Origin of the sequence: Mesorhizobium sp., assembly GCF_965229135.1 — a bacterium.
In the GTDB taxonomy this organism is placed as follows: domain Bacteria; phylum Pseudomonadota; class Alphaproteobacteria; order Rhizobiales; family Rhizobiaceae; genus Mesorhizobium.
Genome location: NZ_OZ245860.1, coordinates 418,763 through 440,599, shown reverse-complemented (window position 1 = coordinate 440,599; position 21,837 = coordinate 418,763). Strand labels below are relative to the sequence as shown.

General features: G+C 61.9%; 23 protein-coding genes. 7 read left to right on the top strand and 16 right to left on the bottom strand.

Annotation, left to right across the window (positions count from 1 at the left end; translation table 11 throughout):
- The first annotated feature begins 128 nt into the window (after positions 1-128).
- The gene (locus ACO07C_RS02050) at positions 129-1,082 is read left to right on the top strand and encodes an alpha/beta hydrolase (RefSeq protein ID WP_421912565.1); all 954 of its coding nucleotides are present in this window, start codon (positions 129-131) and stop codon (positions 1,080-1,082) included.
- Between the two features lie 33 nt (positions 1,083-1,115).
- On the opposite strand, the gene ACO07C_RS02045 is transcribed toward ACO07C_RS02050, so the two are convergent.
- On the bottom strand, positions 1,116-2,015 hold the full coding sequence (locus tag ACO07C_RS02045; RefSeq protein WP_421912564.1) for a LysR substrate-binding domain-containing protein: 900 nt from the start codon (positions 2,013-2,015) through the stop codon (positions 1,116-1,118).
- A gap of 221 nt (positions 2,016-2,236) precedes the next feature.
- On the opposite strand from ACO07C_RS02045, the gene ACO07C_RS02040 reads away from it, so the two are divergent.
- The 3 genes from ACO07C_RS02040 (at position 2,237) to ACO07C_RS02030 (ending at position 4,212) form a co-directional block, all read left to right on the top strand.
- On the top strand, positions 2,237-2,422 hold the full coding sequence (locus tag ACO07C_RS02040) for a hypothetical protein (RefSeq protein ID WP_354458377.1): 186 nt from the start codon (positions 2,237-2,239) through the stop codon (positions 2,420-2,422).
- 338 nt (positions 2,423-2,760) lie between these two features.
- Positions 2,761-2,895: a hypothetical protein gene (locus tag ACO07C_RS02035; protein WP_013531161.1), complete on the top strand. Its 135-nt coding sequence runs from the start codon at positions 2,761-2,763 to the stop codon at positions 2,893-2,895.
- Positions 2,896-3,273: 378 nt separating this feature from the next.
- Positions 3,274-4,212 carry a GlxA family transcriptional regulator gene (locus ACO07C_RS02030; protein ID WP_421917423.1) on the top strand — a complete coding sequence of 313 codons (939 nt, stop codon included), beginning with the start codon at positions 3,274-3,276 and terminating at the stop codon, positions 4,210-4,212.
- Positions 4,213-4,233: 21 nt separating this feature from the next.
- Here the strand turns inward: ACO07C_RS02030 and ACO07C_RS02025 are convergent, their stop codons facing one another.
- From ACO07C_RS02025 to ACO07C_RS02010, 4 genes are read right to left on the bottom strand one after another with little or no spacing between them, the layout of a single operon-like run.
- A complete protein-coding gene (locus ACO07C_RS02025; protein WP_421912563.1) occupies positions 4,234-5,010 on the bottom strand; it encodes an alpha/beta fold hydrolase in 777 nt (258 codons plus the stop codon).
- Between the two features lie 10 nt (positions 5,011-5,020).
- Positions 5,021-5,236 carry a tautomerase family protein gene (locus ACO07C_RS02020; RefSeq protein ID WP_421912562.1) on the bottom strand — a complete coding sequence of 72 codons (216 nt, stop codon included), beginning with the start codon at positions 5,234-5,236 and terminating at the stop codon, positions 5,021-5,023.
- A gap of 47 nt (positions 5,237-5,283) precedes the next feature.
- Positions 5,284-6,318 (bottom strand): LLM class flavin-dependent oxidoreductase, encoded by a 1,035-nt coding sequence (locus ACO07C_RS02015; RefSeq protein ID WP_421912561.1) that lies wholly within the window; start codon positions 6,316-6,318, stop codon positions 5,284-5,286.
- Positions 6,319-6,344: 26 nt separating this feature from the next.
- Positions 6,345-6,908 (bottom strand): flavin reductase family protein, encoded by a 564-nt coding sequence (locus ACO07C_RS02010; protein ID WP_421912560.1) that lies wholly within the window; start codon positions 6,906-6,908, stop codon positions 6,345-6,347.
- Positions 6,909-7,116: 208 nt separating this feature from the next.
- Between ACO07C_RS02010 and ACO07C_RS02005 the strand changes: the two genes are divergently transcribed.
- Positions 7,117-7,737, top strand: a complete 621-nt coding sequence (locus tag ACO07C_RS02005) for a TetR/AcrR family transcriptional regulator (protein ID WP_421912559.1) — start codon at positions 7,117-7,119, stop codon at positions 7,735-7,737.
- Positions 7,738-7,775: 38 nt separating this feature from the next.
- On the opposite strand, the gene ACO07C_RS02000 is transcribed toward ACO07C_RS02005, so the two are convergent.
- From ACO07C_RS02000 to ACO07C_RS01985, 4 genes are all read right to left on the bottom strand, one after another.
- Positions 7,776-8,564 carry an ABC transporter ATP-binding protein gene (locus tag ACO07C_RS02000; protein ID WP_421912558.1) on the bottom strand — a complete coding sequence of 263 codons (789 nt, stop codon included), beginning with the start codon at positions 8,562-8,564 and terminating at the stop codon, positions 7,776-7,778.
- Entirely contained in the window at positions 8,561-9,337 is a 777-nt protein-coding gene (locus ACO07C_RS01995; RefSeq protein WP_421912557.1) for an ABC transporter permease, read from the bottom strand. Before ACO07C_RS01995 ends, ACO07C_RS02000 begins: the two co-directional genes overlap by 4 nt.
- Positions 9,338-9,405: 68 nt before the next feature.
- The gene (locus tag ACO07C_RS01990; RefSeq protein ID WP_421912556.1) at positions 9,406-10,356 is read right to left on the bottom strand and encodes an ABC transporter substrate-binding protein; all 951 of its coding nucleotides are present in this window, start codon (positions 10,354-10,356) and stop codon (positions 9,406-9,408) included.
- Between the two features lie 152 nt (positions 10,357-10,508).
- Entirely contained in the window at positions 10,509-11,342 is an 834-nt protein-coding gene (locus ACO07C_RS01985) for a DUF1194 domain-containing protein (protein ID WP_421912555.1), read from the bottom strand.
- A gap of 152 nt (positions 11,343-11,494) precedes the next feature.
- On the opposite strand from ACO07C_RS01985, the gene ACO07C_RS01980 reads away from it, so the two are divergent.
- Together ACO07C_RS01980 and ACO07C_RS01975 are read left to right on the top strand one after the other, a co-directional pair.
- Positions 11,495-11,950, top strand: a complete 456-nt coding sequence (locus ACO07C_RS01980) for a hypothetical protein (RefSeq protein ID WP_421912554.1) — start codon at positions 11,495-11,497, stop codon at positions 11,948-11,950.
- Positions 11,951-11,955: 5 nt separating this feature from the next.
- Positions 11,956-12,633, top strand: coding sequence for a hypothetical protein (locus ACO07C_RS01975; protein ID WP_421912553.1), 678 nt, complete (start codon positions 11,956-11,958; stop codon positions 12,631-12,633).
- Positions 12,634-12,673: 40 nt separating this feature from the next.
- Here the strand turns inward: ACO07C_RS01975 and ACO07C_RS01970 are convergent, their stop codons facing one another.
- The 7 genes from ACO07C_RS01970 to ACO07C_RS01940 form a co-directional block, all read right to left on the bottom strand.
- Positions 12,674-15,235 carry a GcvT family protein gene (locus ACO07C_RS01970; protein WP_421912552.1) on the bottom strand — a complete coding sequence of 854 codons (2,562 nt, stop codon included), beginning with the start codon at positions 15,233-15,235 and terminating at the stop codon, positions 12,674-12,676.
- A gap of 155 nt (positions 15,236-15,390) precedes the next feature.
- Entirely contained in the window at positions 15,391-16,149 is a 759-nt protein-coding gene (locus tag ACO07C_RS01965) for an FkbM family methyltransferase (RefSeq protein WP_421912551.1), read from the bottom strand.
- The gene (locus ACO07C_RS01960) at positions 16,146-17,381 is read right to left on the bottom strand and encodes a hypothetical protein (RefSeq protein ID WP_421912550.1); all 1,236 of its coding nucleotides are present in this window, start codon (positions 17,379-17,381) and stop codon (positions 16,146-16,148) included. The genes ACO07C_RS01965 and ACO07C_RS01960 overlap by 4 nt, the downstream gene beginning before the upstream one ends.
- 33 nt (positions 17,382-17,414) lie before the next feature.
- Positions 17,415-18,845: an aspartate aminotransferase family protein gene (locus ACO07C_RS01955; protein ID WP_421917422.1), complete on the bottom strand. Its 1,431-nt coding sequence runs from the start codon at positions 18,843-18,845 to the stop codon at positions 17,415-17,417.
- 80 nt (positions 18,846-18,925) lie between these two features.
- Positions 18,926-19,933: an NAD-dependent epimerase/dehydratase family protein gene (locus ACO07C_RS01950; protein ID WP_421912549.1), complete on the bottom strand. Its 1,008-nt coding sequence runs from the start codon at positions 19,931-19,933 to the stop codon at positions 18,926-18,928.
- Positions 19,930-20,364: an EamA family transporter gene (locus ACO07C_RS01945; protein WP_421912548.1), complete on the bottom strand. Its 435-nt coding sequence runs from the start codon at positions 20,362-20,364 to the stop codon at positions 19,930-19,932. Before ACO07C_RS01945 ends, ACO07C_RS01950 begins: the two co-directional genes overlap by 4 nt.
- Positions 20,365-20,487: 123 nt before the next feature.
- Positions 20,488-21,837 (bottom strand): FAD-binding oxidoreductase, encoded by a 1,350-nt coding sequence (locus ACO07C_RS01940; protein WP_421912547.1) that lies wholly within the window; start codon positions 21,835-21,837, stop codon positions 20,488-20,490.

Here is a 21,837-nt window from a genome sequence, read left to right as displayed (position 1 = left end):
GTGAGCGGCTTCGCAACCCGTCACACAATCGTGGGCGGCACAAATCTTGACATTTTCCGCGACGGCACGATCTTCGGAAAGGAGGGGGGAATTCTCTTAGTCGGCTTTGCCGAAGTTCGTGTATCCGCATGCCAAGTTTCAAAAGCCACGTCATATCCTTCGTGCTCAGGCACAGCCGCAAGCAGGCCTTTTCCAGCCCGGAAAACCTGCAGCGATGGATCGCCAGCGCGCGCAAGACGGAAGACCATCAGCCCCCCGCCCTGGTGCGGTCGCGCCTCGACATCACGACGCGCGAGGTGAACGGCTTTCCCGTCTACGAAATAGCACCCAGAGGCGACGAGCAGAGGCGGATTCTCTACCTGCACGGAGGCGCCTATGTCTTTGAAATCACGCCCTATCATTGGCATCTGATCGCCGAGATGGCCGATCGGCTCGGTTTCGGCATCACGGTGCCGATCTATCCCATCGCGCCCGAGCACGATTTCCACGACATGTTCGGAATGGTCGGCGAGGTCTACCGCCAGATGCTCGACGAGACCGAGGCCCGCGACATCACCTTCATGGGCGACTCAGCTGGCGGCAACATGGCTGTCGTGCTGACCATGATGGCTGCCGAGCAGGCCCTGCCCCTGCCATCGCGCCACGTGCTGATTTCGCCCGGCCTCGACATGTCGCTTTCCAATCCAAAACTGTTCGAGGCAGAGCGAAACGATCCGTGGCTTGGCATTCCGGGCGGCCTGGAAGCGATCCGGATGTACAGTGCCGGTATCGACCGCAGCGACTGGCACATCAGCCCGGTCTACGGCGATCTTTCGGTGCTGCCAAAAACGCTGCTGTTGACCGGGTCACGCGATCTGTTGACGCCTGACAATCTGATCTTCGCCGAAAAGGCCCGCGCCGCCGGCGTCGAGGTGGATGTCATTCATGAACAAGGCATGTTCCATGTCTGGCCGCTGATCGACATGCCGGAATCGCGCCGCGCCCGCCAACGCATCGTTGCGTTTCTCAGCGAAACCGGCGCGCCGGCCAGGCAAGGTGCGAGAACGAGGTTTGAGGCTCCGTCCGCCGAGGCGGCGGAATAGCGTGTCTGCCTTCTGTCCCGCCCTATTGGCGGATCAGAACTTGCCCGTCTCCCGGAACAGCTCGAAGGTGGCGCGGATGTGGTCCGCGACCGCCTTGACCGGTGCGCTGGCGTCCGGCGCCACGACCATTGCGAGGTTGTAGGTGCCGATGTCCGGCATGCCGTCCTTCGGGCTGAGTTCGACCATCTCGTTGCCCAGGAACGACTTCGGCAGCGGCGCGACCGCGAGATCGGACATGATCGCGGCGCGCTGGCCGGCGGTGTGGGCGCTCATATAGGCGATGCGATAGTTACGGCCTTCGCGGCCGAGCGCATCGAGCGCCCCTGCCCGCCAGGCGCAGCCTTCCTCCCACAATGAGACCGGAAGCGGCTCGCGCAGATGCGCGCAGCCACCCTTGGCGCCGGCCCAGACAATCGGTTCGGTGAGCAGCACCTCGGCGCCGAGCGCGCTGGTCTTGTAGGAATTGGTCAGGAGCGTGATGTCGAGCGCCCGGTCGTCCATGCGCCGGCGCAAGTTGATGCTCTGGTCGATGGTGACATCGACGGCGATCGATGGATGCGACTGCGCAAAACGCTTCAGCACGTGCGGCAGCACGCGTTCGCCGTAATCATCCGGCGAGCCCAGCCGCACCACGCCGACAATGTCGGGAATGATGAACTTCGACACCACCTCGCGGTTGATCGACAACAGCCGGCGCGCATAGCCGAGCAGCATCTCGCCATCGGTGGTCAGCGTCACCGAACGCGCGTCGCGCGCGAAGACGGAGCGGCCGAGAATGTCCTCCAGCTTCTTGATCTGCATGGACACGGCCGACGGCGTGCGGAACACGGCATTGGCGGCGGTGGTGAAGCTGCCGGTTTCGGCAATCGCCACGAACGTGCGCAGAACATCGAGATCGAGCAGCGGCAGCGGATGATTGAGCGGGGCGTTCATGGGAACCGACCTTCAATTTTTCTGATACAAAGCATCATTCCATTTCGTTTGATTGAACATCAGTTTGGGAGGATAGTCAATCTTGTCGAAGCAGGATGCTGCCAAAAGCAGCCATGAAACCAACACGACACAGACCTGCAATCGACATGAAATGAAGCTGAAACAGACCTGATGTAGTCAGCCGTTGCCGGGAACTCCCAGCCGGCACAAAGGAGAAAGCAATGTCTATCCTGTCGTCCATCGGTCGTATCGCGACCGAGTTCAATGCGGCACGCGCCCGCTACCAGACAGAGCGCGCCATCCGCTCCCTGCCGATCGAATTGCAGAAGGATATTGGCTGGCCTGAAGCCGCCGACACCAAGACCGGCATTCGCAATGGCGTCGGATCCTGGGCTGGAGCAAAGTAAACCGTGTGTACCAAATGCTGAAGGCTGCCGTGTGGACCCGCCCGGCAGGCCTTTCTGTTTTATTTGTATTCAAATAACTTTTGGAGCCATGTCATCGCTGCATGGCGCATATGAGCAAGCCGCATGGCAGCCCATTTTACAGATAACGCCTTGTAGGAAATAACAAATTTCTGGCACACTGCCCAAATGCGTCGCATTCGGTGTCGCTTTTCATATCAAGTGCTTCGCTTTTGCGATTTAGTTTCCACTCACACAAGCCTATATCACCACCAACAAACGAGCTGCCCCACTCCATAAAGCGAAGGCGACCCGTCTGAGCAACCGAATGGAGATGAATCATGAAGCTTTTCGCACGCCTCTTCGCCCGCCGCGAAATGAACCTGACAACCGCTCTTGAGCGCCAGCGCCTTGCCAACACCATGCCCGGCCAGACCGGCGCCATGAATGCGGCGCGCCTCGGCTTCGTCGCCTGATATCAAGAAGCTGAGCGTTTTCTCGACGCACGGATGACCTCCAGCGCCGCGCTTCCCTGCCGCGGCCTGGTATTTACTGGCGCCGCTTCGTTCTACCGGGGCGGCGTTTTTGTTTGTGAATTGCCGCTTGGCGCCTTTTCACAACCTGACGGTGGTAGCCGTTCGAGCATCACTGCACAGCAATTGCCCATTTGCGACCCATGTCGCAAATTTAATCTTATCCTTGCCCCCTAGCCAATTGACAGGAATGGTTTTTCCTGATGTCGCTATGCTATTCGCGACATCCTGTTCGCGTCATGGCCAGATGAGGTTCCCTTGAACGCCGTCAAGCATCCGATCAAGCGATCGTTTGTGTTCTTCCTTGTTCCCGATTTCACCATGATCGCTTTCGCGACAGCACTCGACCCGCTGCGCTCCGCCAACCGGATGCTCGGCTACGAGGCCTATCGCTGGCGTCTGGCGAGCATTGACGGCAAGCCGGTGCGCGCTTCGAACGGTGTCGAATGCGCCGTCAATACCTCGTTGGAGGAGGAGCGCAAGAAGATGGCCGGCCCCGAGCGGCCGAACATGGCCATCGTGTGCAGCGGCACCAATGTCGAGCGCTACCAGAACAAGTCGGCCTTCGCTTGGTTGCGCGAGGAATACAATCGCGGCGTCGCGGTCGGAGGCCTGTGCACCGGCGCGCATATCCTTGCCGCCGCCGGTCTCTTGTCCAACAAGCGCTGCGCCATCCATTGGGAGAACCTGCCGGGCTTCTCCGAGGCTTTCCCGAAGGCCAACGTCTTTGCCGATCTGTTCGAGATCGACCAGAACATCTATACCTGCGCTGGCGGCACCGCCGCGCTCGACATGATGCTGAAGCTGATCGGCGACGATTTCGACGAGAACCTCGTCAACCGGGTCTGCGAACAGGTGCTGACGGACCGCGTGCGCAGCCCGACCGACCGCCAGCGCCTGCCGCTGCGCGCGCGCCTCGGCGTACAGAACTCGAAAGTGCTGACCATCATCGAACTGATGGAGGGCAATTTGTCGGAGCCACTGTCGCTGATCGAGATCGCCGATCATGTCGACCTGTCCCGCCGCCAGATCGAGCGCCTTTTCAGGACCGAAATGGGCAGATCCCCTGCCCGCTACTATCTGGAGATTCGCCTCGACCGCGCCCGGCACCTGCTGATCCAGTCGTCCATGCCGGTGGTCGAGGTGGCCGTTGCCTGCGGCTTCGTCTCGGCCTCGCATTTTTCCAAATGCTACCGCGAACTCTACGCCCGATCACCGCAGCAGGAGCGTGTCGACCGCAAGCAACTGCTGGCGGCCTGACCCGAGAACAGGCGCTGCCCGTCAGGAATTGGCGAGCAGGAATTGCCGCATGGGCGGTGCGACCCGCTCGCTGGCTTCAATCAGGATGGCGTGCTTCAGCCCGCCCAGGATCACCAACTCCGCATGCGGCAGGGCGTCTGCGATCCGCCTGTTGAGGCGCGGGTTGCAGCCGCCGTCGAACTCGCCTGTAAGCACCAGGCATGGCGCCGAGATTTCATGCAGCCATGGCCCCATCTCAGTCTCGGCGTAGATGTCGAAGACGTTGAGGAATATGTCGGCAGGCGTGTCCATCACCTGCCTCTTTCGCCACTCGATGACGTCCGGGCGCTGTGACGCGAATTCGTCCGTGAACCAGCGAGCCGTCAGGGTGTCGAGCACCTGGCCGATGCCGCGCTCACGCATGGCCGCGACGACCGCCTTGACCTTCGCGCTGTCGTCTTCTGTGCGGAACGCGGCAGTAGACAGCAAGCCCACCGACAGGACCCGGTCGGGAAAACGTCGTGCGTAGGCCGGGCCGATCATGCCGCCAAGCGAGTGGCCCGCCAGATGCGCCCGTTCGATGCCAAGCTTGGCACGCAAATGCTCCAGATCGTCGACGAGGTCTTCAAGTCCGAAGCGATCCGAAGGAAGCGGCGAGTCGCCATGACCGCGCAGGTCATAGGAAATACAGGTGAACCGGTCCTTCAGTGCTTCCACCAATTTCGACCAACCGGCGCGGCGCGCACCAATCCCATGGATCAGGAACACGGCTGGCCCACTGCCCTCTATAGAATGGACGCAGTCTACAGGCTTGCTCATCGCCGGCACCTCAGGCGCCTCCCGCCGGCTTGGGATCGGGATAGAGGTCCGAGCACAACTCGCCGCCGATACCCCAATTGGCCTTGTCCACGTCCTCGATGATGATGTGAACCGACTGAGGCTTGCCGCCACACACATTGATGAAGCTGTCCGTCAGCGCCTTTGCCAATTGACGCTTCTGGTCGACCGTGCGCCCGCTGAACATTTCCACCTTGATGATCGGCATGTCTTCAAATCTCCCTTTTCGATGTTGAACCGGTTGGCTGTTCGGAATCAGGCGGCGGAGCGTTCGCGAAGGCTCGCAACGTGTGGCATCACATCCACCGAGAACCGCTCCATCATGTCGAGTGTGTCGGACTGCGGCTGGCCGAAATTGCTGGACGTGATGACCTCGTCGATGCCAGCTTCGGCATAGGCCGAGATGCGGTCGACCATTTCAGCGGCCTCGCAGATGATAAGGCTCTTGCCGAGGTCCTCCAGCGATTGACGGCGTGGCAGCGGCCGAATGCATCCGCAATCGACGATACCCGGTCCAGAGAAGACATTGTCGAAACGCTCGTAGTAACTGTAGGCCAGTTCCAGCTTGCGGCGGGCGTCGGCGGCATTGCGGGCCAGATAGATGCCGCGCATCAGCGACAGGCGGCTCGTCCTGCCGTTTAGTTCAGCCTCGGCCTTGCCGCGCTTGAACGCGTTCACCTGCTCCATGAGCACCGAATGAGAGGCTTGCAACGGCGTGGTCTGAACCATGTAGCCCTGCCTGGCACAGGCCTCGATGCCCTCCGGCGCCATCACCGCCATCATCAGAGGTATCTCCACTTCGGGCCGCGGCATGATGGTGATCGGGTCGAAGCGGTAGAAGTCGCCGTGCCAGGAAACCTCCTCGCGCGTCAGCAGCGCCTGCAGCACTTCAAGCGATTCATCGAACTTTGCCCTTGTCTGCTCGATCGGGGTGCCCAGCCGGGCAACCTCGTAGGCGAAGGCGCCACGGCCGACGCCGAGCACAAGCCGGCCATCGCACAGCATGCTCGCCTGCACGACCTCGCCAGCGAAGACGCGCATGTCGCGCACTGACAGCACGGCGATGGACGTGACCAGCTTGATACAGTTCGTCGCCGCGGCGATGCGCACGGCAAGCTGCAGCGGCGACGGCACGAGCAGGATATTGATGAGATGGTGCTCGGGGATCGACACCGCGCTGTATCCGACCTTTTCGGCCCATACCGCCTGCTCGATCATGTCGCGGTAGAGCCGGGTGCCGCCATAGGCCGGATCCGGCAGATAGCTCGACAGGAAGTGGTTGAAATCCATGTGGTGTTGTCCCCGTCCGGTTTCAGTTATCGAATGTCGGCGCTGAGGTGGATACCCACCGGCGCCTGCTGATCCGCCTGCGCATGCGCCGCGGCGCCCAGGACGGCATACCCTCCACGAAAATAGGCCAGAGGCTCGCCACCCATGCAGCTGAAGCGGGTCACGATGCCGATCAGAATCATGTGGTCGCCCGCGTCGACGACCTGGTGACGTGTGCAGGTCATGATGGCGAGGCTGTCGTCGAGCACCGGCGGCATACCGGGCGTAAGCGCGTCAAGCGCGACATCCCTGGCGGGGCTGCGCGAGGCAAAGACGGCCGAAACCTCGCGTTGCCAATCGCCCAGTATGTTGACGCTGAAGTGCTCGGCTCGGGTCACGACGCCGGCAGTTATCGACGACTTGGCCAGGCAAACCAGGATCAGCGGAGGATCGAGCGACACGGATGTAAACGAGTTTGCCGTGAGCGCGCTCGGCGTGCCGCGCGCGTCGCACGCCGCCACCACTGTCACACCCGTCATGAACGAACCGAACATGTCGCGCAAAGCGCGGCGGTCACAGTTCCGAGCATCCACCCAGGCCTTCTGTCGCATGTCCCTCCCCGTCTCGTGGCGCTCCGCGAGATGGCGAGCCCAAGAGTTGTACAGATGTACCAATGCCGCTATGTTGTACGTCCGTACAAATCGACATGTCAACAGGCTCTGAAACCGACCGTTGATGCCGGACGCATAAAAAGGCAGCTTGGGTATCAAAGCTCGCCGAACGATTTCGGCCGATATTTCAGGGAAGGAAGCGTAGGCATTGGCCCAGGAACGAAAGGCGCATGTCGTCAGATCATCGCAAGACAGGCGGGCCGAAATCGTCGAGGCCGCCTTCCTGTGCCTGCAGGAATATGGTTACGCGAAACTGACGGCGAGAAAGATCGCCGAACATTCCAACATATCGCTCGGACACATCACCTACCATTTCAAGGACATGAAGGAGGTGCTGGTTGAAACCTACCGCTACGCGTCCCTGACCCTGTTCGAAGCGACACAGCGTGATCTCGGCATCTCGCCCAAAAGCCCGATCGAGCAGTTGCGGGTTTTTCTTGGCACGGGCTTCAGCAAGGCCTTCCTCAAGCGCGACTATCTGCGCGTCAGAATTGATCTCTGGTCCGCCGCGCTCGCCTATGACGAGATCGCCTCCGTGGAGCGGGAACTTTACGAGAGCTATCGATCGCAACTAAGCGAACTTCTGCGCAACGTCGCGGTCGACCGCCGGATTGGGCCGGACGCGGTGACGCCGCTCGCCGACACGATCATGGCAACGCTCGACGGCCTGTGGCTGGACTGGGAGCGCCGCCACGACGAGACAGCCATCCGAAACGGCCTCGATGGCTGCATCGCGCTGGTCAACGCCGTACTGCCCGCCGCAACCTGACCGACACAGCCGCCACCGGCAGCATGTCGCGCGGGCGTCTAGCCCTGTGTCTGCGCGGTTCGGATCGCCTCGACGCGCAGATCCTCCGTCAGCCGCGCCTTCAGCGCCGAGAATTCCGGGCTGGTCTTCAGCGTGTAATGGCGCGGATGCGGCAGGTCGACGGCGACATCCGACTTGATGCTGCCGGGCCGTGCCGTCATCACGATCACGCGAGAGGCCATGAAGATGGCTTCCTCGATGTCGTGGGTCACGAACAGCACCGTCTTCTTGCGGCGCTCCCAGATGCCCAGCAGCAGCTCCTGCATCAGCCCACGGGTTTGATTGTCAAGCGCGCCGAACGGCTCGTCCAGCAGCAGGATCTCCGGGTCATTGGCCAGAGCGCGCGCGATGGCCGTGCGCTGCTGCATGCCGCCTGAAAGCTGTTTTGGCCAATGGTTCTCGAACCCCTTGAGCCCGACGAGATCGATGTAGGAAGCAACGATCCCTGCGCGTTCACGCTCAGGCATACCCCGCTCGCGCAGGCCGAAGGCGATATTCTCCGCCACCGTCAGCCACGGGAACAATGTGTAGGACTGGAAGACCATGCCGCGATCCGGCCCGGGCCGGGACACCGCCTTGCCGTCGAGCAAGACACGGCCCGTGCTCGGTTCCTCCAGGCCGGCAACGACCCTGAGCAGCGTCGACTTTCCGCAGCCCGACGGCCCAAGGATGGTGATGAAGTCGTTGGCCGTGACAACCATGTCGATCGGCATCAGCGCCTTGACCGGTTGCCCGCCACGCACGCCGGCAAACGTTCGCGAAACGCCCTCGATCCGAAGCTTGCTCATGCCAGGCTCCAAGGAAAGAGCCAGCGGTTGAAGGTCTTGAAGGCGAAATCGGACAACAGCCCGATCAGGCCGATGACGATGATGCCGAAGATGATCTGCCCCGTTGCCAGCCGCGACTGGCTGTTGATGATCATGTAGCCGATGCCCGAGGACGAGCCGATCAATTCGGCGACGATGACATAGGTCCAGGCCCAGCCCAGCACCAGCCGCAGCGTTTCGGCGATTTCCGGCGCGTTGGCCGGCATGATCACACGCCGCACGATGCCGTTGTCCGTGGAGCCCAGCGTATAGGCCGCCTCGACCAGGTCGCGCCGCGTGCTGCCGACCTTGACGGCGATGATCAGGATGATCTGGAACACCGAGCCGACGAAGATGACGAGCAGTTTCTCCAGTTCGCCAATGCCGGCCCAAAGGATGAGCAGCGGAATGAACGCCGAAGCCGGCAGGTAGCGCGCGAAGGAGACGAACGGTTCAAGAAATGCCTCAACCGGCTTCCACGCCCCCATCATGATGCCGATCGGCACCGCCACGATGGACGCCAGCAGGAAGCCGCCAAAGACGCGCCAGATGGTGATGAGGATGTCGAGCCAGAAGCGGTCCTCGACCAGCAGGCGCCAACCGTCCTTCAGCATGGAGAGCGGATCGGCGAGGAAGATGCGGTTTACGTGACCGCCGAGCGTGATCCACGCCCAGAACGCCACGAACAGCACAAAGAAGGAGATGCCGAGCATCGTTCGGATGCCCGGCGAAACCGGATGCAGGGGGCGCGGCATCTAGGGTGTCCTTGAAAATGGGAAGACGGCGGCGCCATGCGCCGCCGCGAAGCGATGCTGTCCGCCGCTCAGTTGGCTACGGCGCTGGTGTCGGCCAGCGTCGTGACATCCGGCGCCTGCTTGATCAGCCCCATCTGCAGCAGAAGGTCGCCGGCGGTCTTGGAAAAATCCTGAAAATCCTTGGTGAAGAACTGCTTGTTCTCGGCCTTGTCGGCCCATTTCAGATATTTCGCCGAATCCTCGAACTCCTTGGCCGACTGCTTCACGTCGGCGCCCATGATCTCGTAGGATTTCTGCGGATCGCTCTTGATCAGGTCGAGCGCGTCGAAATAGCTGTCGGCCAGCGCCTTGGCGGCATCTGGATTGGCCTTGAGGAATTCCGGCGTGCAGCCGACCGTGTCGAGCACCATCGGATAGTCGAGCGTGGTCGCCAGGATATGGCCCTGGTCGGACTTGTCGCGCACCGCCGAGATGAACGGCTCATAGGTCACAGCCGCATCGTTCTGGCCGGCAAGGAAGGCTTGCGCCGCCGCGTCCGGCTCCAGGTTGACCACCGTCACGTCCTTGGTCGACATGCCGTTCTTGTTCAGCACCCAGGCGAGCAGGAAATAGGGCGAGGTGCCCGGCGCCGAGGAGGCGACATTCTTGCCCTTGAGATCGGCGACCGTCTTGATGTCGTTGCGCACGACGATGCCGTCCGCGCCATAGGACTTGTCGAGCTGGAATATCTGCTTGGTGTTGACACCGCTCGCATTCCACACCAGCCAGGTCTCGACCGTGGTGGCCGCGCATTGCAGGTCACCGCTGGCGATGGCCAGCGGCCGGCTCGCCTGCGGCACCTTCTTCAAGGTGACGTCGAGGCCATGCTTTTCGAAGATACCGGCCTGTTTGGCGAGGGTGAGTGGGGCAAAACCCGTCCACCCGCTGATGCCGATGGTGACCGCCGTGGCGGCCATGACCGGCGCGGACAATCCGGCGGCGAGTGTCAAAGTTGCTGTAAAAATGGCGATCCTGTTCATCTCGGTTCCCCTTTTGTTTTCTTAATGGGGAATTGTTCACAGACGCCACATGGCTTGTCAATGAACAGGAATGTGTAGTGCGTCATGACCCGAGCAGCGCGCACTGAATCATGATCGCGCTGCCACGAAACCAGCTCAGGCAACCGGGGCCCCTACGGCTGCTTCTGCATCCAGTTACGATTGCGCCACATCTTTTCGCCGAGCTGGCAGTCGACGGACGGCTTGTCGTCAACGAGAACCACCGGCGCATGGCCGGCCTCTTCCTCCGCACGTTGCGGCGACGCGGGGCCAGCGAGCTCCAGCACCAGCTTGCGGCGGATGGCTTCGGGAAACTGCGTCCAGTCGTTGACCGGGATCATGAAGGCGCCGGGACCGCCGATCACGCAATCGCTGTAGTAGCGGTCGAGATGATCGACGTCGTAAGCGCTGCCGAAGCCGCTACGGGTCATCAATGGCAGGCCGTTGATGATGATGCCCTGCTTGACCAGTTCGTCGCGTATGCCGTCGACCGGCGCGCCCTGGTTGTTGGGACCATCGCCCGATATGTCGATGACCCGCTTGTCACCCTGGAAGCCGCTTTCAGCGAAGAGATCACTACCGAATTGCAGGGCGCCGGAAATCGAGGTGCGCCGGGCGCTGTCGGGTGGCTGCGCGGAAAGCTTCTCGGCAACACGCTCGGCGTCGGCGCGACTGGCGATGACCGTCCACGGCACGATCACGCGCTGCCAGGTCGTGCCCGCCCATTCGACATAGGTGACCGCGATCTTGCCATGCGCGCCGTCGGCGATGGCTTGCAGGACATTGTCGTGCGTCAGGGCCGCCACATAGCCGTGGCGTTGAATCTCGAGCTCCTCCGGCGACATGGACAAGGAAACATCGACGGCGAGTATCAACTCGACATCGACGGGCTCGTCCGCTCGCGCAAAACCGTACGGCGGCAGGATAGCCGCGGATACCGCCAGCAGCGCTGTCAATGCCCGAACCATGCCGGGATAATGCGCGAACGGGATCGGCGGGTGAAGTGGCCGCTCGCATTTTCCGTGCTGCTCGCCTCAACGACGTCACCCGCCGCGACCGCCGCACTTCTACACCGACGTGACTTGGACTATCATCGATCCGGGAGCTGTGGGGAAAACCGATGTCGCAGCAGGCGGAAGATCCAGTCCATCAACTTGCCAACGCGCAAAAGCAGGCCGTCGAACAGCTGGGCGAGCTGACCGCGGAACTGTCGAGGTTCAGGCCTTTTGCCGCCGAGACCACCGATCTGGAGCCGATCGTACGCGCACTGGCGCTGGCAACACGGCTTTTGACGTTCCATGCCGCTTCGCCTCCCACCGATAATCCGAAGTCGATCTCCACATTTGAACTGGCTGACGCCATCACCGCGCTGGATCGCAGCCGGGAGACGATCCTGCCGGCCGGCCCCGCCGAGCCGTTGGTCCGGGCGCTTTTCGAAAGCGTGAAGCTGCTCACGGCGCTCGCCGCGACCAACGAGTGCCAGATGGCCCTTCCCTATGCGCCGATGCAGCAGGTGCGCAAGCCGGACGGCCATGTCGTCTGGCAATGCAGCCACGACCCCATGCACGAGAGCTGACCGTCATGTTCGGCGGACTGTGGTCGGAACTGCAGGATCTTTTCGGGGATCTTCGCGGTCCCGCGAAGGCACTGATTGTCGTCCTGATCGGCATGGCTTTCGCATGGATGCTGATCAATCACCAATGGGCCGAAGCCCTCTGGCTGGTGCTCGGGGCAATCGGGGCCGGCTATCTGCTGGAACTGATCGGCAATCTGTTCCTTCCAAAAATGCCACGCGCGGGGCTGCTTTTCCTCGAAGGCTGGGTTCTCGGACCGGCCGCCATAGCCGCTTTCGTCTCCGGCCTGATCGTTGTCGTGGCCATCGACCTCGCACCGCCGAAAGACACGGATCCGGCAACCGAGGAGTTGATGAAAACGCTTGCCGCCGGCCTGTCGACATTTCTTTCGGCCGCCTTCGTGTCGTGGATCGGCGAACAGGACAACACAAGGATCAGCAATCGCATCCGCGACCAGTTCTACAAGAAGTACAAGCGCGCTGCCGTTTACCCGCCTCCGACAGACGGCGTGATGTACTTCACGCCGGGCTCCAGGGGCGAAACCACTGTGTACTCAAGCATCCAGATCGGCGGCTGGAACTTCGCCGACCGCTGGGAGCGGGCAAGCAAATTGAGTGCCGAGATCGCTACCGGTAACAGCCTTCCAAAAAGCCAGGCTGAAATAGACGCGGCGTTACGGCATTAGATTTGGGTGCAACCGCTACAGTCACGCCCAAAACCTGCAATCAGCTGCGTGGCTTGAGGTTTTCCGGATCGTAGAGCGGCTTGTAGCCGACGGCCGCCACCTCGACCGGATAGGTCTCGCCAAAGTACTCCACGTTGAGCTTGCGGCCTTCGTGGGCATAGGCCCAGGGCAGATAGGCGAGCGCGATGTTCTTGCCAATCGTCGGGCCGTAGGCGATGGAACTGGTGAAGGAGCGGCGGCCGAGCTCATCGACCAGCGTTTCGCCCGTCTTCGGATCCATCACCGGCATGATGCCGACGGGATACCGCGCAACGCCCTTCGAATCGACATTCGAAGTCATCACCAGCGTGCACAACATGGCAGGCTGGTGCTCGCGGGCACGATACTCCACATGCTTGGCCTTGCCGCAGAAATCGTTCTCCTTGACCTTCGGTCGCGCAAGATCGGCTTCCAGCAGATTGTACTCGGTCAGCAGATCGGCATTCTGCAGGCGCAGGCTCTTTTCCATGCGCCGCGTGTTGGCATAGGTCTCGACGCCGAAAGGCATCACGCCGGTGGAGCGCAGCGCGTCCCAGACGGCCAGGCCATCCTCATAGCGCATATGCAGTTCCCAGCCCTGCTCGCCGACATAGGAGATGCGGAATGCCGTGACATCCTTGCCGCCGATCCTGACCGGCTTGATCGCCGCGAAGGGGAAGTTTTCCAGCGACAGGCCATCCGGATTCTCGACCACCTTCTGCAGGGTCGTCCGGGCATTCGGTCCCCAGATGCCGATGGTGACGAATTTCTCCGTCACATCGGTGATGGTGACATCAAAACCTTTGTCCTGCGCCGTGCGCCGCATGTACTGGAAGTCGCGCGGGCCGGCATCCGCACCGTCGATCAAACGGCAGCGGTCGGCCATGCGGATGACGGTGAAGTCGGCGCGCACCATGCCTTCCTCGTCGAGGAAGTGGGTGTAGATGCCCTTGCCGATGTTATTGTCGCCACCGATCTTCGCCGCGCAGAGCCATTCCAGCAGCGCGACATGGTCGGGGCCTTCGATGTCATACATCGAGAAATGCGACAGATTGACGATGCCGCAATCCTCGCTCATGGCGAGGTGTTCGGCATTGGACACCCGCCAGAAATGGCGGTTGTCCCACTCGTTCTCACGCACCGGGACGCGGTTGCCGTATTTCTCCAGCAGATGCTCGTTGGCGGCGTAACCATGGGCACGCTCCCAGCCGCCGAGTTCCATGAAGTAGCCACCGAGTTCCTTCTCGCGTTCCCAGAACGGCGAACGGCGGATGTCGCGGCCCTTGGAAAACGGCTCGCGCGGATGCACCGCGGGATTGTAAACCTTCATCGCCGTCTCGGTGCAGCGATCCCAGATGAACTGTTCCTTGGTCTGGTGCGGATAGAAGCGTGCATAGTCGATGGCGTGATGGTCGATGGAGGTTCGGCCGTCCGTCATCCAGTCGGCGATCAGCTTGCCCATGCCGGGGCCGTCCTTTACCCAGATGGCGACGGCATACCAAAGACCCCTCACCTTCTGGCTTTCGCCCATGGACGGGCCGCCATCCGCCGTCACCTGTAGCAGGCCGTTGAAGGAGTGGCTTTCATTGTAGCCGAGTTCACCCAGGATCGGCGTCAGTTCCATGGCGCGCTCAAGCGGCGCCAGGATCTGCTCCATGTCGAGGTCGCGCTGCGAAGGCGAAAGCCGCGCTTCATGCTTTTCCAGCAGGTCGCGCGGATGGCAAAGGCGCGGATTGGTCTCTTCGTAGTAACCCCATTCGATCTGCCCGCCCTCGGCGGTCTTGGGGTCGCCGGTGTCGCGCATATACGCCGAATTACCCTGGTCTCGCAGCAACGGCCAGCCGATTTCCTTGCCCGTCCCCGCGAACTCATTGTAGGGCCCGAAGAAAGTCAGAGGATGGTCGATCGGCATGACCGGCAGGTCCTCGCCGACCATCTCGGCGATCAGCCGGCCCCAGATGCCGGCGCAGACGATGACGTAGTCAGCCTCGATCGTGCCGCGATCGGTCACCACGCCGGCGATGCGGCCGTCCTTGACGATCAACGACTTGGCCGGAGTGTTGGCGAAGGACTTCAGCTTGCCGGACGCTTCCGCCTGGTCCACCAGCTTGCCGGCAACCGTCTGCGAGCGCGGAATAACCAGACCGGCGTCCGGATCCCAGAGCCCCCCCTGAACAAGATGCTCCTCGATCAGCGGAAACTTCTGCTTGATCTCTGCCGGTTCGATCAGCCGCGCGCGGGTGCCAAAGGCCTTGGCCGAGGCGATCTTGCGCTTGATCTCGTCCATGCGGCTGTCGTCACCGACGCGAGCCACTTCGAGGCCGCCGACACGGGCGTAGTGGCCCATCTTCTCGTAGAAATCGATGGAATAGAGCGTCGTCCAGCACGACAGGAAATCGTGGCTGGTCGTGTAGCAGAAATCCGAAGCGTGCGCGGTCGAGCCGATATCGGTGGGGATGCCCGACTTGTCGATGCCGACGATGTCGTCCCAGCCACGCTCGATCAGGTGGTGGGCGATGGATGCGCCGACAATACCACCCAGGCCGATGATGACGACCTTCGCCTTTTTCGGAAACTCTGCCATTGCCCGCGACTCCAAAGCGTTTTTGCGGGCGGACTATAGGGCGGAGCGGTGGGGCGATTGAAGCCTGTTTGCGACATCGGCAAAAAGCCGTGCGACCAGATGGAGGAATGGCCCATGGTTGGCGCTCCGTCCATCGCTTCTGACTGGAACCGGGCCTAGGCGAAGGCCCAGATGTCCTCGGCCTGGAAACCGACCTGGTAGCCGGCGGTCTTCAGCTTGACCACGACATGGCCGATCTCGGCTGCCGGCAGCGCGCCGACCTCCACCTTGATCATGCCCGGACGATAGCGTTTCAGGTCAAGCTGCTCGAAGACGATCCAGTCGGCGCCCTCGCAATCGACGAGAAAGGCGTCGATATGGGTGATGCCGTTGCGGTCGAGCAGCGTCTGCAATGTCTCCGAAGGCACTTCGATGTCCTTCAGATGCGGCGCGAACTTGTTGAAGTTGGCGTCTTCCTCGCCCCAGGCATTCTTGCCCGACATCAAATTGGTGTCTGTGACCGACGAGCAGCCGATGAACTCGATAGGCAGCGTGCCGGCCTCGAGTGCGGCGGCATCGAAGGTGTGGACGGTGATCGTGCCCTTGGACCTGGTCACCGCCACCGGCTCGATGATGAAGCGGCTCGTGTCGGGATAATTGGCGCGCAAGCGCTTCTGATTGTAGGGAATGGGCTCGACCAGCATGGCGCGGGCGCCCTTTATCCGATGCAGCCACGGCGTCACATCGTCGAACAGCGCGCCGTCGCAGGCGCCGACATTGACCATCTGGAAAGGTCGCGCCGCCCCGCCAGAGCGCGCCTTCAGCGCCGCTCTTGCCAGGAATTTCGTGCCGCGCAACGACGGCCCTCGATCGAGCAGCCCCTTTGGAAGACCGAGAGACAGGGCAATGCGCGCGAGGCTGGAAACGGAACTCATGGCTTGTCTCCGGGAATGACGTGGAAGGTGGCGCGGCGTTCGCCGTGACCCAAGGATGATGACCACAGTGCCATCAACGGACCGACAAGCAGTAGGAACGGCGGGATCAGGTTGGGAAAATAGATGCGCGTGTCGTGAATCGGGAAAACGGTGAACTTGGCCAGCACGCCGAGCACCAGTGCCGCGAACAGGATGCCGGCCGGGCGGTCGAGCCGGAAGCCGGCGCGGCTGGCCGCATACCAGCCCGCCAGTGCCAGCACCGACACACCTACCCAGCTGTTCATGCTGACCGCTCGCAATGCGGCGGTGGCAAACGCCCTGAGATAGGCGTTTGCCGAAAAAGCAGGGTGGAAGTCGTCCATATTGTAGTGCTGCTCGATGCTGGAGAACCACAAATGCGGCCACCAGCCCGGATGGTGCGCCCAGTGCGAGATGGCGAAATAGGCGACGAAGGAGGCGGCAAAGCCTGCCAGCGCACCCCATGCCTTCTGCCGGTAGGCAACCAGCAGAACGGCGAAAATGGCGAGAAAGACAATGTTGTCGGGCCGCGCCATGAAGGCGAGGAACAGCAGGGTCGCCGTCACCACCTCGCGGCCGCGGACATAGGCATAGAGCCCGCCGAGGAACAGCGCAGAACACAGCAGGTCCGGCGTCGAGCCGCGCGCCGCATCGCCGAAGTCGGCCATGATCAGCACCGCGCCGATCACCGGCGCCAGCGCCAGCGCGCCCTCCGAGCGCAGCCACAGCAGCGTGATCGCGCCGAACAACAGCACCGAAAACACCGAGACGATCCGCATGGCCTCGACCGGCGACATCACCGAACTCAGCGTCGACAGGATTTCGGCGTAGAGGAACTTGATCCGGTACATGCCGAGCAGCGAATGGAAGTCGGCGGCATTCGCCGTCATGTGGCTGCGGAAGCCGCCGCCATCGTCGGTCAGCGCCGCATAGTCGCCGGCCGAAACGCCGGCCTTTACGGTGCTGTAGGCGTAGTCGTGCAGCGCCTGCGCATCGGGATAGGTGCCCTCCTCGGCGACGGCGAGATAGGGCAGCATGTCCCAATTGGCGTCGGGCAGCACCCATGCCGTGAATGCCGTCAAGAGAATATACAGCGCGAAGGCCGCCGCGCCGATAGGTGCGGCCAGCCGCGCATAGGTCCCCTCGCCCCACGCCAGACCGGCTCCGGTCAGCCGGTCGAGTGCATTTTGCGGGACGGGAGGCTTGGTCAGCATTGCTCGGCGAACTTCTCTTTGACGGACCTGTCTTTAACGGACCTGGCTTTTGACGAAATCCTTCACGATCGACACGATGCCGCGAGACAACAGGCTGTCGAAAGCATCGACGAAGCGGTCGACATGCTCGCGCTGGCAGATCAGCGGCGGTTCGAGGCGTATGACGTTGCGGTTGTATTCGGTGAAGGCGACCAGCACATCGTAATCGCGCAGCAGCAGCGCTCCGACGAAGCCGGACAGCGAGCCCTTCAGCTTGTCGTCTAGCACGCTGACGATGGGGCGCAGCACCATCGGCAGGGTCTGCGAGAAATCATGAAACTCCAGGCCGACCATGAAGCCCTTGCCGCGAACATCCTTGATGATCTTCGGATACTTCTCCTTGAGCGCCTGCAGGCGCCGCAGGAGGTAGTCGCCGGTGACGGCGGCGTTGTCGATCAGCCCCTCGTCATAGAGCACGTTGAGCGCCTCGATCGAGGTGACGCAGGCCTCGCCCATGCCGCCGAAGGTCGCCATGGCATGGATCATCGCCGTCTTCGGCGTGCCATAGGCTTTCATGTAGACCTCGCGGCGCGCAATCATCGCGCCGACCGCCGCCTTGCCACCGCCGAGCGACTTGGCCAGCGCGGTTACATCCGGCACCACGCCGTAATGCTCGAAGGCATAGAAGCGGCCCGAGCGGCCATAGCCGCACTGCACTTCGTCGGCCACCCATAGCACGCCATACTGGTCGCATAGCGCGCGTAGATTCTGCCAGTATTCGGCCGGCGCCTGGATGATGCCGCCGCCGCCCTGGATCGTTTCGAGCACGATGACACCGACCTCCGGATCGGTGCGGAACAGGCGCTCGACTGCCCCGATGTCGCCGAATGGAATGCGGACGGTGTTGTCGGCCATCTTGAAATCGGCGCGGTAGAGCTGGCCGTCGGTGATGCCAAGCACGCCCTTGGTCTTGCCGTGGAAGGAGTTCTCGGCATAGACGATTTTCGGCCGCTTCGGGCCGGCGGCGCGCTCGGCGAGCTTCACCGCGGCTTCCATTGCTTCCGAGCCCGACGAGCCGAGAAACACCATGTCGAGATCGCCAGGCGAGCAATTGGCGATGTTGTGCGCCAATGCGGCCGCATATTGCGACATGAAGGCGATGGCGATTTCCTGGCGCTTTTCTTCCTGGAATTTCCTGCGCGCTTCAAGGATGCGCGGATGATTGTGGCCGAACGCCAGCGAGCCGAAGCCGCCGAAGAAGTCGAGGATCTTGCGGCCGTTCTGGTCGATGTAGAACATGCCCTCGGCGCGCTCGATCTTGATCTTGTGGAAGCCGAGCAGCTTCATGAAATGCAGCTGGCCGGGATTGAGATGCGCCTTGAACAGATCGGTCATGGTCGCGACATCCATCGCCTTCGCCTGCTCGACGCTGATCAGGTCGGGCTTGGCGATGGTGGCGGGCGACAGCGCCGGCGCGTTGACCATGGTGCGCGCGCTTGTCTGATCCGGTTTGGCCATGACGGTCATTTCAAAATCTCCAATTAGGCCGCTGTTCGGCCAACCCATTATTCGGCGGGGACGTGTTTGGTGGTGACGGCGTGACCGGCCTTCTTGGCGCGGTATTCGCTGTAGGCGGCGATCAGCATGTCCTCGTCGCGATATTGCGGCACCCAGCCGAGCTGGCGTTCGGCCTTGGACACATCGAGCACGCACTCCTCGTCGGCGATCAGATATTGTTCCGGGTCCATGATCGGCATGTTCATGAGGTCGAGCAGGTCGAGCGTGCGCTTGACCGCCCAGCCCGGCGTCGGGATCAACAGTGATTTCGAACCCGCATGCCTGATCAGGTCGCCGAGCAATTTCCTGACCGGTGGCGGATTGAGCGAGCCGAGATTGTAGGCCTCGTTCGGGACGCCGGCCTTCCAGGCGGCGCGCGCGGCCTCGGCGCAATCGAACACCGATATGAACTGGTAGGGATTCCTGCCTGAGCCGATCATCGGCACCGGAAGGTTCCAGTCGATCAGCTTGAACAGCTTTTCCAGGATGCCGAGTCGACCGGGGCCGATGATAAGGCGCGGGCGAAACAATGAGATCGACATGCCGCGCTCGCGCCATTGCGCGGCCAGTTCCTCTGTCTTCTGCTTCGACCAGCCATATTCGCCGAGCGGAGCGACCGGATGCTCCTCCGTCATCGGCTGCGTCACCGTATGGCCGTAGATCATGTCGGTCGTGTAGTGGACGAGCTTTGGCGCACCGGCCCTGTCCATGGCCTGCATGATATGCTCGGTCCCGTGAAAGTTGACCGGAAAGAAGAACTCGTGCCGCTTCGCGCGCACCTGGATCGGCGACAGCATCTTGGCCGACAGATTGTAGACCATGTCGTCGGCCTTCAGCCCGACCGAAGCGACGGAGGCCGGATCGGTGACATCGCACTGAACGAAGCGCACATTGCGATAGTGCTGCAGGTCGCTCTTGACGATATCGGCGACGACAACCTCTTGGCCGTCAGCCACAAGCTTTGGCGCCAGGTGACGGCCGACGAAACCGTCGCCGCCGAAAATCACATGTCTCATCGAATGATCTCGCTGTGAATCTTGTCGGACGAAAGAGAAGCCGTTTCCTCGTCATGCACGCGCCCGCCACTCTGCGCGATCAGCACCGTGCCCACGCAGATGAAGGCGATGCCGGCGATGCGCCAGGCGTTGAGATCCTCGCGGAAGACGAAATAGGCCACGATGGCGACGACCACATAAGCAAGGCTGAGGAACGGATAGGCGAAGGAGAGCTCGACCTTGGACAGCACATAAAGATGCGAGGCCATCGAGATGACGAAGGTGCAGAGTCCAAGGAAAACCCACGGGCTGAACACGATCTGCAGCAGTTTCACCACCGGGTTGACACCTTCGAACGAAATCGGACCGAGCGACATCATGCCCTGCTTGAGCATCACCTGCGCGGCGGCGTTGGTCATGACCGTAAAAAGAATGAAGACAATGTATCTCATATTTTCCCACTCACCCTATGATCATGATAATGCAAACCCGCAAATATTTCGTGAAGTAACAAGCATATTTTGAGTGAATGCTTCCGTTAGCAAATCAATAACCAAGACTAAATCAAATTTTATCTATTCCGCGGCCTCGGCGGTATCGCGCCGCCCGTCAAGCTTCTTCGCCGTTCGCGCCCAGAAGCTCGACATGAAGGCTGCATCGCGCAACGCCTCCAGCCGCCGCCAGTCCGGAAAGGATGAGCCGAAGATATCGGCGCCCATGCGGGCATCCTTGTACGGGTTGACCGCGCCGCCGGCTTCCACGGTGATGCGGTCGAGTTCCGACAGCAGCGCCAGCGTTGATGCGCCCCGGTTGGGGAAATCGAGTGTCAGCGTAAAACCCGGTCGTGGAAACGACAGCAGCGCCGGCGAGCGGATCGAGCCGAAGCGCTTCAGCACGGTCAGGAACGAGCCTTGCCCTGCCTTTCGCGCCGCCGCGAGCAGCGCCGGCACGATCTGCCGCGCGGTGTCCTCCGGCACGACGCTCTGGTGCTGGAACAACCCTTTCGGTCCATAGAGCCGGTTCCAGTCGCGGACGCCGTCGAGTGGAAAGAAAAAGCCCTGGTAGCCGATATGGCGCGGTGCCGAAGACCGGCCCTTCTTCCAGCGGTAGGCGGCATTGAAAGCGGTGAGGAAAGGCCGGTTAAGCACATTGAACGGCGGCTGAAACGGAACCGACAATGTCGCCGCGGCGCGTGAAGCCACATGCGAGCCATGCTCGGCATGATTGCCGGTGAGCAGCAGGCCGCGCCCGCTGTTGCGGCCGCCGGCAAGCTGGTCGATCCAGGCGACGGCGTATTCGTTGGCCTGGTCGGCGGCCTCGGCAAGACCGAAGAACTCACCGAGATCGCGAAACGGTGTCGCCTTCTCGACGACGTCGAGCGAAGGCACCCGCATCAGCCGGATCGAGGCCGACAGGATCAGGCCGGTCAGTCCCATGCCGCCGATCGTCGCGCGGAACAGGCGCGCATTGTCGGTGGCCGAGCAGCGATAGGTTCGTCCGTCGGAGCGCAGCAGAATGAAGGATTCGACGTGGCAACCGAACGTGCCGCGCCGGTGATGGTTCTTGCCATGAACGTCATTGGCGATGGCGCCGCCGAGCGTGACGAACTGCGTGCCGGGGACCACCGCCGGAAAGAAGCCGTAAGGTGCCGCGTGAGCGATGATGTCGGACAGGAGAACCCCGGCCCCGGCCTCGATGACACCGGTTTCGGCATTGAAGGCGCGAATAAGGTTCAGCGAACGCATGTCGACGACCGTGCCGGCATCGTTCTGGCAGGAATCGCCGTAGGAACGGCCGTTGCCATAGGCGAGCAGGCTGTCCTTCTGCGCTCCCCGGCCCTTCAGCATCGCGATGCCGTCATTGGCAGCGATTGCGCGTGGTGCTGCCGGGCTGGCGAGGCCGAAGCTCTGGTAACGCTCGGCCAT

Coding starts and splice junctions, on each gene's coding strand:
- ACO07C_RS01995 (WP_421912557.1), bottom strand. CDS start 9,337: ATGCCGCGCCCCCTGCATCCGGTTTCGCCGGGCATCCGAACGATGCTC.
- ACO07C_RS01955 (WP_421917422.1), bottom strand. CDS start 18,845: ATGGTCAACGCGCCGGCGCTGTCGCCCGCCACCATCGCCAAGCCCGAC.
- ACO07C_RS02045 (WP_421912564.1), bottom strand. CDS start 2,015: ATGAACGCCCCGCTCAATCATCCGCTGCCGCTGCTCGATCTCGATGTT.
- ACO07C_RS02010 (WP_421912560.1), bottom strand. CDS start 6,908: ATGCGACAGAAGGCCTGGGTGGATGCTCGGAACTGTGACCGCCGCGCT.
- ACO07C_RS02050 (WP_421912565.1), top strand. CDS start 129: ATGCCAAGTTTCAAAAGCCACGTCATATCCTTCGTGCTCAGGCACAGC.
- ACO07C_RS01960 (WP_421912550.1), bottom strand. CDS start 17,381: ATGCTGACCAAGCCTCCCGTCCCGCAAAATGCACTCGACCGGCTGACC.
- ACO07C_RS02040 (WP_354458377.1), top strand. CDS start 2,237: ATGTCTATCCTGTCGTCCATCGGTCGTATCGCGACCGAGTTCAATGCG.
- ACO07C_RS02020 (WP_421912562.1), bottom strand. CDS start 5,236: ATGCCGATCATCAAGGTGGAAATGTTCAGCGGGCGCACGGTCGACCAG.
- ACO07C_RS01985 (WP_421912555.1), bottom strand. CDS start 11,342: ATGGTTCGGGCATTGACAGCGCTGCTGGCGGTATCCGCGGCTATCCTG.
- ACO07C_RS01990 (WP_421912556.1), bottom strand. CDS start 10,356: ATGAACAGGATCGCCATTTTTACAGCAACTTTGACACTCGCCGCCGGA.
- ACO07C_RS01945 (WP_421912548.1), bottom strand. CDS start 20,364: ATGAGATACATTGTCTTCATTCTTTTTACGGTCATGACCAACGCCGCC.
- ACO07C_RS02030 (WP_421917423.1), top strand. CDS start 3,274: ATGATCGCTTTCGCGACAGCACTCGACCCGCTGCGCTCCGCCAACCGG.
- ACO07C_RS02000 (WP_421912558.1), bottom strand. CDS start 8,564: ATGAGCAAGCTTCGGATCGAGGGCGTTTCGCGAACGTTTGCCGGCGTG.
- ACO07C_RS01940 (WP_421912547.1), bottom strand. CDS start 21,837: ATGGCCGAGCGTTACCAGAGCTTCGGCCTCGCCAGCCCGGCAGCACCA.
- ACO07C_RS02035 (WP_013531161.1), top strand. CDS start 2,761: ATGAAGCTTTTCGCACGCCTCTTCGCCCGCCGCGAAATGAACCTGACA.
- ACO07C_RS01950 (WP_421912549.1), bottom strand. CDS start 19,933: ATGAGACATGTGATTTTCGGCGGCGACGGTTTCGTCGGCCGTCACCTG.
- ACO07C_RS01965 (WP_421912551.1), bottom strand. CDS start 16,149: ATGAGTTCCGTTTCCAGCCTCGCGCGCATTGCCCTGTCTCTCGGTCTT.
- ACO07C_RS01970 (WP_421912552.1), bottom strand. CDS start 15,235: ATGGCAGAGTTTCCGAAAAAGGCGAAGGTCGTCATCATCGGCCTGGGT.
- ACO07C_RS02025 (WP_421912563.1), bottom strand. CDS start 5,010: ATGAGCAAGCCTGTAGACTGCGTCCATTCTATAGAGGGCAGTGGGCCA.
- ACO07C_RS02015 (WP_421912561.1), bottom strand. CDS start 6,318: ATGGATTTCAACCACTTCCTGTCGAGCTATCTGCCGGATCCGGCCTAT.
- ACO07C_RS01980 (WP_421912554.1), top strand. CDS start 11,495: ATGTCGCAGCAGGCGGAAGATCCAGTCCATCAACTTGCCAACGCGCAA.
- ACO07C_RS01975 (WP_421912553.1), top strand. CDS start 11,956: ATGTTCGGCGGACTGTGGTCGGAACTGCAGGATCTTTTCGGGGATCTT.